This window comes from Micromonospora radicis (genome assembly GCF_003583405.1).
Taxonomy (GTDB): Bacteria; Actinomycetota; Actinomycetes; order Mycobacteriales; family Micromonosporaceae; genus Micromonospora; species Micromonospora radicis.
The window spans coordinates 270,080-284,885 of sequence record NZ_QXEC01000002.1 but is presented as its reverse complement, the minus strand read 5'-3'; the positions used below and the strand labels follow the sequence as shown (position 1 = coordinate 284,885).

Here is a 14,806-nt window from a genome sequence, read left to right as displayed (position 1 = left end):
CCCCAACACCTCGAACCCTACCCGCGCCGCCACGGCCGGCGCGCGGGGCGGCGGCGGGTGGCAGCACCACCGCCGTCAGTCGTCCGCGCCGTGCAGCCCACGACGCACCGACAGCAGTTCCACCTCCGGTCGACCGGCGACCAGCCGCTCGCAGGAGTCGATCACCTCTCGGGCGTGCGCCGGCTCGGCGGCCACCACCGCCACGCCGATCTCCGCGCGCCCGTGCAGGTCGAGCGCACCCACCTCGGCGGCCGACACCTCGAAGCGGCGCAGCGCCGCGACGATCGGCCGTACGTAGGACCTCTTGGCCTTCAGCGACCGGGAGTCGCCCGGCAGCAGCAGGTCGAATACTGCGGTTGCGGTGTACATCGCTGCGGACCCTACCCGCCCACCACCCCACATGATCAAGGGGTTTACGCCTTTCGGCGTAAACCCCTCGACCTGTGCTCACCGCAGGATCAGGCGCGAACCTTCTCCCGCATCTCGAAGGTCTCGATGACGTCGCCGACCTGGACGTTGTTGTAACCGGCCAGGGTCAGACCACACTCGAAGCCCTCGCGGACCTCCGTCGCGTCGTCCTTGAACCGCTTGAGCGAGCTGATCGTGAGGTTGTCCGCCACGACCGTGCCGTCGCGCAGCAGGCGCGCCTTCGCGTTGCGCCGGATGATGCCCGACCGGACGATGCAACCGGAGATGTTGCCGATCTTGGAGGAACGGAAGACCTCGCGGACCTCCGCGCTGCCCAGCTCGACCTCTTCGAACTCCGGCTTGAGTAGGCCCTTGAGCGCCGCCTCGATCTCCTCGATGGCCTGGTAGATGACGGTGTAGTACCGGATCTCCACGCCCTCGCGGTCGGCCATCTCGCGGACCTTGTTCGAGGCCCGCACGTTGAAGCCGATGATCGTGACCGGCTCGGACGAGGCGCTGGCGAGCATGACGTTGCTCTCGGTGATCGCGCCGACGCCCCGGTCGAGGACCTTGAGCTGAACCTCCTCGGGGATGTCGAGGTTGAACAGCGCGTCCTCCAGGGCCTCCACCGAACCGGAGACGTCACCCTTGAGGATGAGGTTGAGCGACGTCTTCTCGCCCTCCTTGAGCTGCTCCATGAGCGTCTCGAGGGTGGCCCGGCCACGGGAGTTGGCGAACGCCGCCGCCCGCCGCCGTGCCTGACGCTGCTCGGCGATCTGCCGCACCGTGCGGTCGTCCGCCGCGGCGAGGAAGGTGTCGCCCGCGCCGGGCACCGCGGTCAGACCGAGGACCATCACCGGACGCGCCGGACCGGCCTCGGTGACCTGGTTGCCGTTCTCGTCGAGCATCGCCCGGACCCGGCCGTGCGCCCCACCGGCGACGATCGAGTCGCCCGCCCGCAGGGTGCCCTTCTGCACCAGCACCGTCGCCACCGCACCACGGCCCTTGTCCAGGTGCGCCTCGATGGCCACACCCTGCGCCGGCCCGTCGATCGGAGCGGTCAGCTCCAGCGACGCGTCGGCGGTCAGCAGCACCGCTTCGAGGAGATCCTCGATGCCGATGCCGGGCTTCGCGGCCACGTTGACGAACATGGTGTCGCCGCCGTACTCCTCGGCGACCAGGCCGTACTCGGTCAGCTGCTGGCGGACCTTGTCCGGGTTGGCCTCCGGCTTGTCGACCTTGTTGACCGCGACCACGATCGGCACGTCCGCCGCCTTGGCGTGGTTGAGCGCCTCGATGGTCTGCGGCATCACGCCGTCGTCGGCCGCCACCACCAGGATCACGATGTCGGTGACCTGGGCACCACGGGCACGCATGGCGGTGAACGCCTCGTGACCCGGGGTGTCGATGAAGGTGACCGCCCGGTCCTCGCCCTCGTGCGGGACGTGGACCTGGTACGCGCCGATGTGCTGGGTGATGCCGCCGGCCTCACCGGCCACCACGTTCGCCTTGCGGATCGCGTCGAGCAGCTTGGTCTTACCGTGGTCGACGTGACCCATGACGGTCACCACCGGCGCACGGCTGACCAGGCGGTCCTCCGCGACCTCGGCGTCGAGGTCGATGTTGAACTGCGCGAGCAGCTCGCGGTCCTCGTCCTCCGGGCTGACGATCTGCACGTTGAAGCCGAGGTGCTCACCCAGCAGCAACAGGGTGTCGTCAGAGCAGGACTGGGTCGCGGTGACCATCTCGCCCAGGTTGAACATCTCCTGGACCAGCGAACCCGGGTTGGCGTTGATCTTGTCGGCGAAGTCCGACAGCGAGGCGCCACGGGAGAGTCGAACCGTCTGCCCCTGACCCCGGGGAGCACCCGAGCTCATGGTCGGGGCCGACAGGTTGTCGAACTCCTGTCTGCGCTGCTTCTTGGACTTGCGACCACGCGTCGGCTTGCCACCCGGACGCCCGAAGGCACCCGCGGCGCCGCCGCCACGGCCACGACCGCCGCCACCCGGACGACCGCCGCCACCGGCCGGCGCACCCGGGCGGAAACCGCCGCCCGCGCCGCCACCACCGCCACCGGGACCGCCACGGTAGCCACCGCCCGCGCCGCCACCACCGCCACCGGGGCCGCCACGGTAGCCACCGCCACCGCCGCCACCACCGGGGCCGCCACGGTAGCCACCGCCACCGCCGCCACCCGGACGGCCGGCACCGCCACCGCCACCGGGGCGACCGGCACCGGGACCACCCGGACGACCGGGCCGCTGGCTCGGCATCGAAGCCGGACTCGGCCGCGGCGGCATCGAGGCCGGGCTGGGCCGCGGCGGCATCGAAGCCGGGCTCGGCCGCGGACCACCGGCACCGGCGGCCGGCGGCCGCTGCTGCTGGCTGCCCTGAATGCCGAACGGGTTGTTACCGGCGCCCCGCGCCGGCGGACGCCCCTGCCGACCACCGGGCCCGGGAGCGGGCCCGCTGGGGCGGGCTGCCGGGGAACCCGGCCGGGGCGGCATGTTGCCGGGCCCCGGACGAGGGCCCGGACGGGCGCCCCCATCGGCCGGGGGCTCCCGGCGGACGTTCTCCCGCTGCTGCTGGCGGGCGGCCTGCGCGGCCTTGACCGCGGCCTCCTGCTCAGCCTTCAGCGCGGCCGCACGCGCCTCGGCGGCGGCCACCTCGATGTCATGAGCACTCGCCGGCTTGGCGACCGGGGCCGCCGACGGCGGCGGGCCGGGCACCGGGGCCTTCGGCTTGGGCCCGGGCATCGCCGGACGCCGGGGCGGCGTCGGCTTGGCGGTGATCCGGGGCTCGCCGGAGGTCGGCGACGGGGTCGGTGCCGCCGGAGCCGGTGCGGCCGACGGCGGAGCCGTCGGGGCGGCACCGGAGCCACCGGAGACGAAGGCGCCTCGCAGCCGCCGGGCGACCGGCGCCTCGACGGTGCTCGACGCGGACTTCACGAACTCGCCCATTTCCTTCAGCTTGGCGAGAACGGTCTTGCTTTCGACCCCGAGCTCCTTTGCAAGCTCGTGTACGCGGGCCTTACCTGCCACTGCACTCCTCACTCCGAGGTCGTGCGGGCAGCACCCGCAGCGACCTCACTCGTGCACTTGAAGCCTGGTCATTTCTGGGACTTCATCGTGTGCTCATGTCGGTCGTCCTACCTTGCTAGCGACCCTCGTCCGGTCGGGTGACCGGACGTGGTGGTTGACGCGTCAGGTACTCCGCGAGGGCTCCGTCACCCGGAACCCCGGCGAGGCGCAGCGCCCGCCCGAAGGCTCGACGCCGCACTGCCTGCGCGAAGCAGGCCGGATCCGGGTGCATGTTCGCTCCCCGACCCGGCAGGCTGCGGGCCGGATCGGGTCGGAGGCTGTAGCCAGCCCCCTCGTCGACCGCGACGATCCGCAGTAGTTCACTGGCCGGCGCACGCCGTCGGCAACCCACACAGGTGCGCTCCGGCTGCGCGCGTCGTACCACCGCTGGAAGTCTACCCCTAGCTACCCGAGACCGCGCCGCCCGGCTCCCGGACCTGATCGGCACCGGCCCGACCGGAGGCGGCGGTCTGTTCCGCATCCGACCGGATGTCGATCCGCCAACCGGTCAACCGGGCGGCAAGCCGGGCATTCTGCCCCTCCCGCCCGATCGCGAGCGACAACTGGAAGTCGGGCACGGTCACCCGCGCCGCCCGGCTCGCCAGGTCGACCACCTCGACCCGCAGGGCCTTGGCCGGCGAGAGCGCGTTGCCGACGAAGGTGGCCGGATCGTCCGACCAGTCGATGATGTCGATCTTCTCGCCGTGCAGTTCGCTCATCACCGCCCGCACCCGCTGCCCCATCGGGCCGATGCAGGCGCCCTTGGCGTTGACGCCGGGCGCGGTGGAGCGGACCGCGATCTTCGTACGGTGACCTGCCTCACGTGCGATCGCACCGATCTCGACCGTACCGTCGGCGATCTCCGGCACCTCCAGGGCGAAGAGCTTCTTCACCAGGTTCGGATGCGTACGCGACAGCGTGATCTGCGGGCCGCGCATGCCCTTGGCCACGTGCACCACCACGCACCGGATCCGCTCACCGTGCGTGTACCGCTCACCGGGCACCTGCTCGGACTGCGGCAACACGCCCTCGAGCTTGCCCAGGTCGACGGTGACGATGCCCTTCTCCGCCCGCGCCTCGTGGGCCTGCACCACGCCGGTCACCAGATCGCCGTCCCGACCGACGTACTCACCGAAGTGCGCCTCGTCGGTCGCCTCCCGCAGCCGCTGCAGGATCACCTGCTTGGCGGTCATGGCGGCGATCCGGCCGAAGTCGTGCGGGGTGTCGTCCCACTCCCGCTCGACGGTCCCCTCCGGGTCCAACTCCTGGGCGTAGACCAGCGCCGCGCCGCTCTTGCGGTCGATCTCCACCCGGGCGTGCTGCTGCGCCCCCTCGGTGTGCCGGTACGCGGTCAGCAGCGCGGTCTCGATCGCCGCGAGGATCGTGTCGAACGGGATCTCCCGCTCGCGCTCGAGTGCGCGCAGCGCCGCGAGGTCGATGTTCACCTCTCCTCGTCCTCCACATCGTCATCGTCGTCGTCATCGTCGTCGTCTTCTGATTCGGGCAGCTCGTCGAGGCGGCTGAACTCGACCTGCACCCGACCCGGCCCCAGCTCGGCGTAGGGCAACTCCAGCCGCTCGGTGTCGATCTCCAGCGCCACGCGCTCGTCGTCCGCGCCGACCACCCGGCCGGTGACCTGCCGGTCACCCGCCGCCCGGGCGCCGGCCACCGACTCGCCCCGGACGGTCACCCGGACCAGCCGGCCGACGTTGCGCCGCCAGTGTCGGGGCAGCGTCAGCGGACGGTCCACCCCGGGGGAGCTGACCTCCAGCTGGTACTCACCGGCGACGATGTCGCCGCCGGACTCCTCGGCCGCGTCCAGCGCCGCCGACACCGCGCGGGAGACGTCCGCCACCGCGTCCAGGTTCACGCCGCCGTCGGCGTCCACGATCACCCGCACCACGTGCCGGCGACCGGCCCGGGAAACGGACAGGTCCTCCAGGTCGTAGCCGGCGCCGTCGACCACCGGTGCGATCACCGCGCGTAGCCGCTCCCGCCGGGCAGCGAGGTCGCCACGGGGGCCCTGGCCGCCTCGTGGCGCCGGGCCGCCGCGGGGTCTCCCCGCCGTTCTGGTGGCACGGCCACGCTGCGTCATCTGTCGGACCCCTCCACTGCTCGCCGGCCACCATGCCGGCACGCCACCGGTGCGGACGCGCCGGTGGCTGCGCAGAGCGTAACGCGCCGGCCCGAGGAGGGCCCGGGCGGCGCACCGACGCCACCGCCGTACGCCGGCCGCCGCGATGGTGTTGACTTGTCCGGTGGCGATGGGCTCAACGACTCGGCGGGACGGATCGTCCCACCTGCTCTCCCGACGCGCGGTGCTGCGGGCCGGCGCGCTGCTGACGCTCGGCGGTGCCAGCGTGCCCCTGACCGGCTGTGACCTGCTCGACCGGGAGGAGCCCCCACGTCCCGATCCGCTCACCCCGCTGTTCGACGAGGCGCTGCGGCTCGCGGCCGGGCTGCGCGCCGCCGCCACCGCCCAACCCGACCTCGCCGGCCGGCTCACCCCGCTGGCCGAGGCACACGAGGCACACGCCGCCGAACTCGCCCAGCTGATCGGCGCCGCCCTGCCGTCGACGACCGTCACCCCCGACGATCCGACCGGAACACCCCCCGGCACACCGCCGGCCGACCGCGCCGCCACCCTGGCGGCGCTGCGCAAGGCCGAACGCGCGGGCCGGGACTCGGCCACCGCGGCCTGCGCCGCGGCACCCGAGGACCGGGCCGCGCTGCTCGGTTCGATCGCCGCCGCCCGGGCTACGCACCTGGAGGCCCTGCGATGAACGCCGAGTCGGCCCTGGCCGCGGCGCTGACCGCCGAGTACGCCGCGATCTGGGCGTACGGCCCGATCGGGGTACGCCTCGCCGAGGCCGAACGCAAGGCCGCAGTCGAGGCGGAGGCGGCCCACCGGGCGCGCCGCGACGCCCTCGTGGTGCAGTTGAGCACCGGCGGCGGCACCGTCCCGCCGGACCGGCCCGGGTACGCGCTGCCCTTCCCGGTGACCGACCGGGCCAGCGCCCTGCGGCTCGCGGTGCAGGTCGAGGAGCGGACGGCGGTGTTCTGGCGGGCGGTGCTGCCGGCCAGCGCGGGGGCGGAACGGGACCGGGCGCTGACCGCCCTGATCGACTACGCGGTGCGGGCGACCCGCTGGCGGCGCAGTGCCGGGATCGCCCCGCTGACCGTGGCCTTTCCGGGCCGCCCGAGCTGATCCAACAACTGCCCGCCCGGGACCGGAGACGCGGCGGTGGGCGCCCTCCGGTTGCGGAAGGCATACCAGGTATGCATACTCCGGTTCCATGTCCATCCGCCACGGTCTGCTCGCGTTGCTCGAACGCGGCCAGATGTACGGCTACCAGCTGCGCGCCGCGTTCGAGGAGTCGACCGGATCGACCTGGCCGCTGAACATCGGGCAGGTATACACGACGCTCTCCCGGCTGGAACGGGACGGTCTGGTGCGTCCGCTGCCGGAGAGCGAGGCCGGACAGCGGCCGTACGAGATCACCGACGCCGGACGGGCGGACCTGGCCCTCTGGTTCGCCACCCCGATCAGCCGGACCGACCGTCCCCGCGACGAGCTGGCGATCAAGCTGGCCCTGGCGCTGACCACCCCCGGCGTGGACGTCCGGACGGTGGTGCAGACCCAACGCACCGCCACCATGCGCGCCCTGCAGGAGTTGACCCGGCTGAAGTACGCGAGCGACCGCCCCGAGGACCTACCCTGGCGGCTGGTACTGGACGCGATGATGTTCCAGGCCGAGGCCGAGGTGCGCTGGCTCGACCACTGCGAGACCAGCCTGGTGCGGCACCGCCCCCCGGCCAACGGCCCGGCGCCCAGCTCCGAGGCGGTGGGTCTCAGCGGTGAGGAGGCACGACGGTGAGTGCGGCCAGCGGATCCGTGCCGGCGCTCCCCGGTCCGGACGTTCCTGACCCGGATGCCGGACCGGGCGGGCACGGCCCGCTCGACGCGCCCCGCGAGGCCGTACTCGAACTGCGTGCGGTGCACCGCACGCACGGCACCGGACCGGCCGCCGTACCCGCCCTGCGTGGGGTGAGCCTGACCGTACGCCCTGGCGAGTTGGTCGCCGTGATGGGCCCCTCCGGCTCCGGCAAGTCCAGCCTGCTCGCCCTCGCCGGTGGCCTGGACCGCCCGACCAGCGGTGAGGTGCACGTCGAGGGGCAGTCCCTGCACACGTTGGACCGCAACGGCCTGGCCCGGCTGCGCCGTCGCCGGATCGGCTACATCTTCCAGCACCTCAACCTGATCGGCAGCCTGACCGCGGTGGAGAACGTCGCGCTGCCCCTGGAACTGGACGGCACGGGCGTCCGCCGGGCCCGCCGGCTCGCGCTGGACGCGCTGACCGAGGTGGGCATGTCCGAGCTGGGCGACCGATTCCCCGACCAGCTCTCCGGCGGGCAGCAGCAACGGGTGGCGATCGCCCGGGCGCTGGTCGGCGAGCGACGCCTGGTCCTCGCCGACGAGCCGACGGGCGCGCTCGACTCGCAGACCGGCGAGGCGGTACTGCGCCTGCTGCGCCGCCGGGTCGACGCGGGCGCCGCCGGAGTGCTGGTCACCCACGAGGCCCGCCACGCCGGCTGGGCCGACCGGGTGGTGTTCCTGCGCGACGGCGTGGCGGTCGACTCGACCGCCCCGCTGGCCGGCGTCGAGGCACTGCTCTCCGGCAGCGGCCGGTGAGCCGCGACGACCGGCGGCGACGGGGCAGGACACGCGGCGTCGAGCTGGTCGGGTCGTGGCGGGCCGCACTGCGAATCGCCCGCCGGGAGGCGACGCGGGCTCGCGGGCGTACCGCACTGGTGCTCGCGATGATCATCCTGCCGGTGCTGGCGCTCAGCTTCCTCGCGGCCAGCACGGACATGTCCCAGCTGACCCCCGCCGAACACCTGGATCGGCGGCTCGCCGGCGCGGACGCCGAACTGCGGGTGGTGGCCCGGACGCCGGTGACACAGAGCAACGACGGCACCAGCTGGGCGTCGGACGACTCCGAGCCGATGCCGAGTCCGGCCACCGTGGAGCAGGTGGCCGCCCTGCTACCGGCCGGCAGTCGGATCCTGCCGGTGCTGCGCTGGCTGCCGTTCTCCGCCCGGGACGGCGACCGGGTCCGCGACGACCTCTCCGCCTCCGTGGTCGACCTCACCGATCCGCTCGCCGACGGGCTGGCCCGGATCCACGCGGGTCGGGCACCGGCCGCCGCCGACGAGATCGTGGTGAACCTGGCCGCCGGGCGCTCGCTCGACGTCGGCATCGGCGACCGGATCGCCGCCGCGGACGACGCCCGCGGCTGGACGGTGGTCGGCCTCGGCGAGTTCCCGGACCAGCTGAGCCCGGCGGTGATCCTGCATCCGAGCGGTGCGCCGCCGAGCGAGCCGTACCCCGAGCCGGCGTTCCTGGTCGACCTGCCCGGCCCGCTCACCAGCGAACTCTTCGCGCAGCTCAACGAGGAGGGTGTGGTGGTGGCGGCCCGGTCGACCGAGCCGCCGCCGAACACGATCATCGACGAGGCGAGCCCGGGCCTGGTCGCGGACGAGGGGCTCGGCGTCGGGGTGCTGATCGCCGGGCTCGGCCTGCTCGAGGTGGTGTTGCTGGTCGGGCCGGCCTTCGCCGTCGGGGTACGGCGTCGGCGGCGGGATCTCGCGCTGGTCGCGGTGGCCGGTGGCGACGCCGCCATGCTGCGCCGGGTGGTCCTCGCCGACGGGGTGGTGCTGGGCGTCGTCGGCGCCGCCATCGGGATCGCGCTCGGGGTGGCGGTGGCCTTCGCCGGCCGGCCGCTGGTCGAGGAGTTCGTCTTCGGGTACCGCTTCGGCGGGTACCGCGTCTGGCCCGCGGCCCTCGTGGTGATCGCGCTGGTCGCGGTGCTGGCCGGGGTGCTCGCCGCCCTGGCACCGGCGTGGATGGCCGCCCGGCAGGACGTGATGGCCGGGCTGGCCGGCCGGCGGACCCCACCGACGCCCTCCCGCCGGTGGCTGGTCGTCGGCGGGCTGCTGGCCACCGGTGGCGCCGGCATCGCCGCGCTCGGCGCGGTGCTCACCTCCCAGTCGGTCATCCTGACCGGGTTGCTGCTCGGCGAACTCGGCCTGGTCTTCGCCACGCCGACCCTGGTGGGGTTGGTGGCCCGAGTCGGCCGGTTCCTCCCGCTGGCGCCCCGCATCGCGGTCCGCGACGCCAGCCGCAACCGGTCCTCGGCGGCGCCGGCCATCTCCGCGGTGATGGCCGCGGTCGCCGCCAGCGTCGCGCTCGGCCTCCTGCTCGCCAGCGAACAGGCCCGCAGCGACGTGCTGTACCGGCCCAACCTGCCCGACAGCACGGTGCTGGTCACCACCTTCGGCGAACCCGACGACGGCCCGCCGCCCGCGCCCGAGGAGATCGCCGAGCCCGCCCGCGAACACCTCGGCGCCCGGACGATCGCCCCGCTGGTCTGGGCCGGCTGCGCCCCGGAGCTGGCCAACTGCCTGGTCACCGCGACCCTGCCGGCCGAACGGGCCTGTCCGTGGCGGGCGAGCGAACCACTGAGTACGACCGACCAACTCCGGGCCCGGGCCGACCGGCGCTGCCAGGGGTCACCCGAGGACTACCACGGTCCGTACTTCCGGGTGGCCGTCGACGACGGTGCGGCGCTGCCGGTCCTCACCGGAGCGACGCCGGACGAGACCGCCGCCGCCACCGCCGTGCTGCGGGCCGGTGGGGCGGTGCTGACCGACCCGCGCTACGTGGTGGACGGCCGACTGGAACTGCGCGTCGAGCGCGGCCACGGCGACGTCGCGGAGCGTACGGACACCCTGGACGTACCCGGCCACGCGCTGGACAGCGAACTCGGCGGTGAGTGGCTGCTGCTGTCCCGGGCCGCGGCCGACCGGCTCGGGTTGGTGAGCGAACACATCGGCTGGGCGATCCAGACCGACAGCGCCATCGAACGGAGGCAGGAGAGCGCCTTCGCCGCCGCGATCCGCCCACTCGGGTCGCTGGGCGTCGAGTTCTCGGACCGGCGCGGCTTCGGCGACACCGCCCCGATGCTGCTCCTGCTCGCCGGGGTGTCCGCGGTGGTCACGGTGGGTGCCGCGGGCATCGCCACCGGCCTGGCCGCGGCCGAGGGCCGCGCCGACCTGTCCACCCTCGCCGCCGTCGGCGCCAGTCCGGGGGTACGCCGGCTGCTCTCGCTCTGCCAGGCCGGCGTGATCGCCGTACTCGGCTCGGCGCTGGGCATCGTCGCCGGCCTGGGCGCGGCGGTGATCGTCCTGATCTTCACCAACCAGCGGTACGCGGCCGCCTGGCCGATCGAACCGCCCTATCCGCTGGTCGTGCCCTGGTTGACCCTCGGCGTGCTGGTCGCGGTGCCGCTGATCGCGATGCTCGGCGCGGCGCTGTTCACCCGATCCCGGCTGCCGGTGGAACGCCGACTGGACTGACGGTGCGACAGACTGTGCGGATGTTCCTGACACCCCTCACCCGCCGGGTCGGTCGATACCGGTGGTTCGGCGCCGCCATGCGCCTGCTCGTGCCCGTCGACCGGGCCGTCGGGCGGCTGACCCGGGGACGGGTCGTCGCGCTCGGGCTGGTGCCGTCGCTAGTGATCACCACCACCGGCCGCAAGTCCGGCAAGCCCCGCAGCAATCCCCTGCTGTACGTGCCCGACGGGGACGCGTACGTGGTGATCGGCTCCAACTGGGGACAGCCCCACCAGCCGGCCTGGGCGCTCAACCTGCGCGCCCAACCGGCTGCCGAGGTGGACGTGGCGGGCCGCCGGGTGCCGGTACGCGGCGAGTTGGCCACCGGCGCCGAACGGGACCGGCTGTGGCGACTGCTGCTCGACGAGTGGCCGGCCTACCAGGCGTACGTCGAACGGGCCGGCGGGCGGGAGATCCGGATCTTCCGACTGGTGCCGGCGGAGCGCGGCGCGCCCGGGGATTCGGACGGGCCGGACAGCCGAGCCCGCCAGCCCTAGACGAGTAAGTCCTAACTCGGGGCGGGGCTGCGGGCGCAGCGAAGGTCTAGCTAGTCGTGTCTCGAAGTCGGGTGCGGCGGGTCGGTGATCGATAGACAGCATTGGATGATCCGCGCTGGCGCCGTGGCTGGCAGCCCCGGGAGAGGGTTACCTTCAGAGCGTTGATTTCACGGTGAAATCAAAATTTCAGGGTGAAATCACGCCTACCCACGGGTCTGCCTCCGGCCAGCCGAACTGCGTCGCCGGCTAGACGAGTAAGTCCTAACACCCCTGAGTGGTGGAGATAGACGAAGGGCGTTGAGGATCAGTTTGTGACGACCGACCTCAACACCCTTCTGACCGCACTGTACGTGAAGATCGACCACTGGCTCGGGCGGCAACGTCGGCCCGGGCGGCCACCCAGGTTGTCCATCGAAGGCGTCGCGGCACGCATCGCGCAACGCCTCCTCGCGAAGACCGCCGCGATCTAGCACAACCGGACCACCGGCCAGCCCACCACCAGGTCCCTGATCCCCTACGACCACTGACCAGACTTCGGACTTACTCGTCTAGGGTGTGGTGACCGGACCGTCGCTCCCGGCGACGGCGCGCCGCCGGTGACGCTTACGCGGGATGGTCGGCATGGACGAGGTCGCAGAGCACCCGGACGATCCACGCTGGCAGCTGGCCGAACGGGTCGCCGAGGCGATCCGTCGGCGGTTTCCGGCCGACGTGCTCGCGCTGGCCGTGCACGGTCCGTTGGCACACGGTGACGACGACGGTGGTGGCGACGGCGAGGTCGGGTTGCTGGTGGTCACCTACCGGCCGAGCACCGGTCCACCGTCGTCGACCCGCCGGGTCGACGGCATCCTGGTCGGCCTGACCGTGGTCGACGCCGCGGAGCGGCTGCGCCAGGCCCGCCAGCTGACCTCACGCTGGCCGCTGACCGCGGACCGGTTCGTGACCACCCGGTCGTTGCACGACCCGACGGGCTGGCTGCGCACGCTGCGCGACGAACACCTCGGCCGGTTGGCCCGGGCCCGGCCGGCGGAGTTCAGCGCGGCCGCCCGCACTGCGTGGTACCGGGGCAGCGGCGCGCTGGCCCGCGCCGCCCGACTGGCCGAATGGTACGAGACCGACCAGGCGCTGCTGATGCTCGGCGAGGCCCGGCTGGCCGCGGCCACAGTGCAAGGACTACTCGGACGCACCTACTTCCGCGACCCCGGTGACGCGGTCCGACGAACCGGACTGGCCGGCGCGGACATGACCGCGGTGGGCGCGGTGCTGACCGGCCAGGCCACCGAACTGGCCGCCCGGGGCCGCCCCGTCGACGGCACCGTCGACGACCTGCTCGCCGGCTGACCCCCGGAGGGACACTGCCCGGGCCGCCCGGGGAGACTGCCCGGTCAGAGCCCGCCCTGGACTCCGATCAGGGCACCGATCACGTAGGTCGCCGCCGCGGCGGCGGCGCCCAGCAGCAGTTGGCGCAGGCCACCGGTCCACCAGCGGCGGTTGGTGAAGCGCGAGACGACCGCGCCGGCCACGAAGAGGCCGAGTCCGCCCACCGCCAGGGCCAGCGCCAGGCTGGTCGCACCGAGCAGGTACGGCAGCAGCGGCACCAGCGCACCGACCGAGAAGCAGAGGAACGACGAGATGGCCGCCGTCCACGGGTTCGGCTGCTCGTCGGGGTTGACGCCCAACTCCTCCTGGACGTGCACCCGCAGGGCCTGTTCCGGGTGCTGGCGCAGCGCCTCGGCCAGTTGGCGGGCGAGATCCGCCGGCAGGCCCCGGGCCATCCAGATCTCGGCGAGTTCCGCCGCCTCGCCCTCGGGGTTGCGTTCCAGCTCACGCCGTTCCTTGGCCACCTCGGCGGCGATCTGCTCGTTGGCCGAGCGGACGCTGGTGTACTCGCCGAGCGCCATCGAGATCGCACCGGCGACCAGACCGGCGCTGCCGGTCAGCACGATGTTGCGAGGTGACACCCCGCCGCCACCCACGCCCGCGATCAGGGCGATGTTGGTGACCAGGCCGTCCATCGCGCCGAACACGGCCGGCCGCAGCCAGCCGCCGGACACGTCCGCGTGGTGCGACTCCCGGGGCATCGCCGGAGCCTCGGTCACGGCAGCGTCAGGATCTCGTGGCCGGCCTCGGTCACCAGCACCGTGTGCTCGAACTGGGCGGTCCACTTCCGGTCCTTGGTGACCACGGTCCAGCCGTCGTCCCACATGTCGTACTGGTGGGTGCCGAGAGTGATCATGGGCTCGATGGTGAAGGTCATGCCCGGTTCCATCACGTCGGTGGGTCGGGGGCTGTCGTAGTGCGGCACGTAGAGGCCGCTGTGGAAGGCCTCCCCGATGCCGTGGCCGGTGAAGTCGCGCACCACCCCGTAGCCGAACCGCTTCGCGTACGACTCGATGACCCGGCCGATCACGTTGATCTGGCGCCCCGGGGCGACCGCGCGGATGCCCCGCATCATCGCCTCGTGGGTCCGCTCGACCAGCAGTCGGGCGTCCTCGTCGACCGCGCCGACGCAGAAGGTCGCGTCGGTGTCGCCGTGCACCCCGCCGATGTACGCGGTGACGTCGACGTTGATGATGTCGCCGTCGGCCAGCACGGTGGAATCCGGGATGCCGTGGCAGATCACCTCGTTGAGGCTGGTGCAGCAGGACTTCGGGAAGCCCCGGTAGCCGAGCGTCGACGGGTAGGCGTCGTGGTCCACCAGGAACTCGTGCACCACCCGGTCGATCTCGTCGGTGGTCACCCCGGGCTTGCAGTGCTCACCGGCGAGCTGCACCGCCTGGGCGGCGATCCGACCGGCGACCCGCATCCGCTCGATGGTCTCCGGCGACTGCACGTGCGACCCCTGCCACGGGCGGGGTGCCTTCTTACCGACGTACTCGGGTCGGGCGATGTGGGCGGGCACCGGCCGCCACGGGGAGAGCGTGCCGGGGGTCAGCGGCGCACGGACGGTCATGCCACCAGCCTATCGCCGGCCCACCGGTGACCCGTACCACCGTCCCGGGCACCGGGTTGTTGCCCCACCAGGAGCACTGTGTCAAGGTGTCAGCGTGGATCAAGGGGGCGCACCTCCCGTCTTCTCCGCCGTCGCGGAGACCGACGGTGATCACCTCCGCGTGGTGGTCACCGGCGAGGTCGACATGGCGACCGCCGACACGATGCTCCAGGCCGCGCTGCGCGAGCCGGCCGCCCGGGTGACGCTCGACCTGCGCGCGGTCACCTTCTTCGACTCGGCGGCCATCCACGCGGTGGTCCGGCTCGCCGGCCACTACCCGCAGGCCCTGACCGTGCTGCCGTCCCGGCAGGTCAGCCGGGTGCTCCAGATCGCCGGCCTGGGCGGGCAGCCCTGGCTGCGACCGGCCTGAC

The 14,806-nt window shown here is 73.2% G+C and carries 16 protein-coding genes; 9 read left to right on the top strand and 7 right to left on the bottom strand.

Annotated elements, in window-relative coordinates; translation table 11 throughout:
- Window positions 1-75 precede the first annotated feature (75 nt).
- The 5 genes from D2L64_RS03950 to rimP form a co-directional block, all read right to left on the bottom strand.
- Window positions 76-369 carry a DUF503 domain-containing protein gene (locus D2L64_RS03950; RefSeq protein ID WP_119573209.1) on the bottom strand — a complete coding sequence of 98 codons (294 nt, stop codon included), beginning with the start codon at window positions 367-369 and terminating at the stop codon, window positions 76-78.
- An 89-nt stretch (window positions 370-458) separates the two neighbouring features.
- Window positions 459-3,449 (bottom strand): translation initiation factor IF-2, encoded by a 2,991-nt coding sequence (infB, locus tag D2L64_RS03945; protein WP_119573208.1) that lies wholly within the window; start codon window positions 3,447-3,449, stop codon window positions 459-461.
- Between the two features lie 115 nt (window positions 3,450-3,564).
- On the bottom strand, window positions 3,565-3,873 hold the full coding sequence (locus D2L64_RS03940; protein ID WP_233558746.1) for a YlxR family protein: 309 nt from the start codon (window positions 3,871-3,873) through the stop codon (window positions 3,565-3,567).
- 16 nt (window positions 3,874-3,889) lie between these two features.
- On the bottom strand, window positions 3,890-4,933 hold the full coding sequence (nusA, locus tag D2L64_RS03935; RefSeq protein WP_119573206.1) for a transcription termination factor NusA: 1,044 nt from the start codon (window positions 4,931-4,933) through the stop codon (window positions 3,890-3,892).
- Window positions 4,930-5,583, bottom strand: a complete 654-nt coding sequence (rimP, locus tag D2L64_RS03930; protein WP_119573204.1) for a ribosome maturation factor RimP — start codon at window positions 5,581-5,583, stop codon at window positions 4,930-4,932. The genes nusA and rimP overlap by 4 nt, the downstream gene beginning before the upstream one ends.
- A 223-nt stretch (window positions 5,584-5,806) precedes the next feature.
- Between rimP and D2L64_RS03925 the strand changes: the two genes are divergently transcribed.
- The 8 genes from D2L64_RS03925 (at window position 5,807) to D2L64_RS03895 (ending at window position 12,784) form a co-directional block, all read left to right on the top strand.
- The gene (locus tag D2L64_RS03925) at window positions 5,807-6,271 is read left to right on the top strand and encodes a hypothetical protein (protein WP_119573202.1); all 465 of its coding nucleotides are present in this window, start codon (window positions 5,807-5,809) and stop codon (window positions 6,269-6,271) included.
- Window positions 6,268-6,696 carry a ferritin-like domain-containing protein gene (locus tag D2L64_RS03920; protein WP_119573200.1) on the top strand — a complete coding sequence of 143 codons (429 nt, stop codon included), beginning with the start codon at window positions 6,268-6,270 and terminating at the stop codon, window positions 6,694-6,696. The genes D2L64_RS03925 and D2L64_RS03920 overlap by 4 nt, the downstream gene beginning before the upstream one ends.
- 88 nt (window positions 6,697-6,784) lie before the next feature.
- A complete protein-coding gene (locus D2L64_RS03915) occupies window positions 6,785-7,366 on the top strand; it encodes a PadR family transcriptional regulator (RefSeq protein ID WP_119573198.1) in 582 nt (193 codons plus the stop codon).
- Window positions 7,367-7,476: 110 nt separating this feature from the next.
- A complete protein-coding gene (locus tag D2L64_RS03910; RefSeq protein ID WP_119573461.1) occupies window positions 7,477-8,181 on the top strand; it encodes an ABC transporter ATP-binding protein in 705 nt (234 codons plus the stop codon).
- Window positions 8,178-10,907 carry an ABC transporter permease gene (locus D2L64_RS03905; RefSeq protein ID WP_233558745.1) on the top strand — a complete coding sequence of 910 codons (2,730 nt, stop codon included), beginning with the start codon at window positions 8,178-8,180 and terminating at the stop codon, window positions 10,905-10,907. Before D2L64_RS03910 ends, D2L64_RS03905 begins: the two co-directional genes overlap by 4 nt.
- A gap of 20 nt (window positions 10,908-10,927) precedes the next feature.
- Window positions 10,928-11,443, top strand: a complete 516-nt coding sequence (locus D2L64_RS03900) for a nitroreductase/quinone reductase family protein (protein ID WP_119573196.1) — start codon at window positions 10,928-10,930, stop codon at window positions 11,441-11,443.
- A gap of 311 nt (window positions 11,444-11,754) precedes the next feature.
- On the top strand, window positions 11,755-11,913 hold the full coding sequence (locus tag D2L64_RS27785; RefSeq protein WP_233558744.1) for a hypothetical protein: 159 nt from the start codon (window positions 11,755-11,757) through the stop codon (window positions 11,911-11,913).
- A gap of 151 nt (window positions 11,914-12,064) precedes the next feature.
- Window positions 12,065-12,784 carry a nucleotidyltransferase domain-containing protein gene (locus D2L64_RS03895; RefSeq protein WP_199714391.1) on the top strand — a complete coding sequence of 240 codons (720 nt, stop codon included), beginning with the start codon at window positions 12,065-12,067 and terminating at the stop codon, window positions 12,782-12,784.
- A 44-nt stretch (window positions 12,785-12,828) separates the two neighbouring features.
- Here D2L64_RS03895 and D2L64_RS03890 read toward each other — a convergent pair whose 3' ends face one another.
- Both D2L64_RS03890 and map read right to left on the bottom strand, forming a co-directional pair.
- Window positions 12,829-13,542 carry a VIT1/CCC1 transporter family protein gene (locus tag D2L64_RS03890; RefSeq protein ID WP_119573192.1) on the bottom strand — a complete coding sequence of 238 codons (714 nt, stop codon included), beginning with the start codon at window positions 13,540-13,542 and terminating at the stop codon, window positions 12,829-12,831.
- Window positions 13,539-14,396, bottom strand: a complete 858-nt coding sequence (gene map / locus D2L64_RS03885; protein ID WP_119573190.1) for a type I methionyl aminopeptidase — start codon at window positions 14,394-14,396, stop codon at window positions 13,539-13,541. Before map ends, D2L64_RS03890 begins: the two co-directional genes overlap by 4 nt.
- 94 nt (window positions 14,397-14,490) lie before the next feature.
- Here map and D2L64_RS03880 point away from each other — a divergent pair, with 94 nt between their 5' ends.
- Complete coding sequence (locus D2L64_RS03880; RefSeq protein ID WP_199714390.1) at window positions 14,491-14,805, top strand: STAS domain-containing protein; 315 nt, start codon at window positions 14,491-14,493, stop codon at window positions 14,803-14,805.
- Window position 14,806 lies beyond the last annotated feature (1 nt).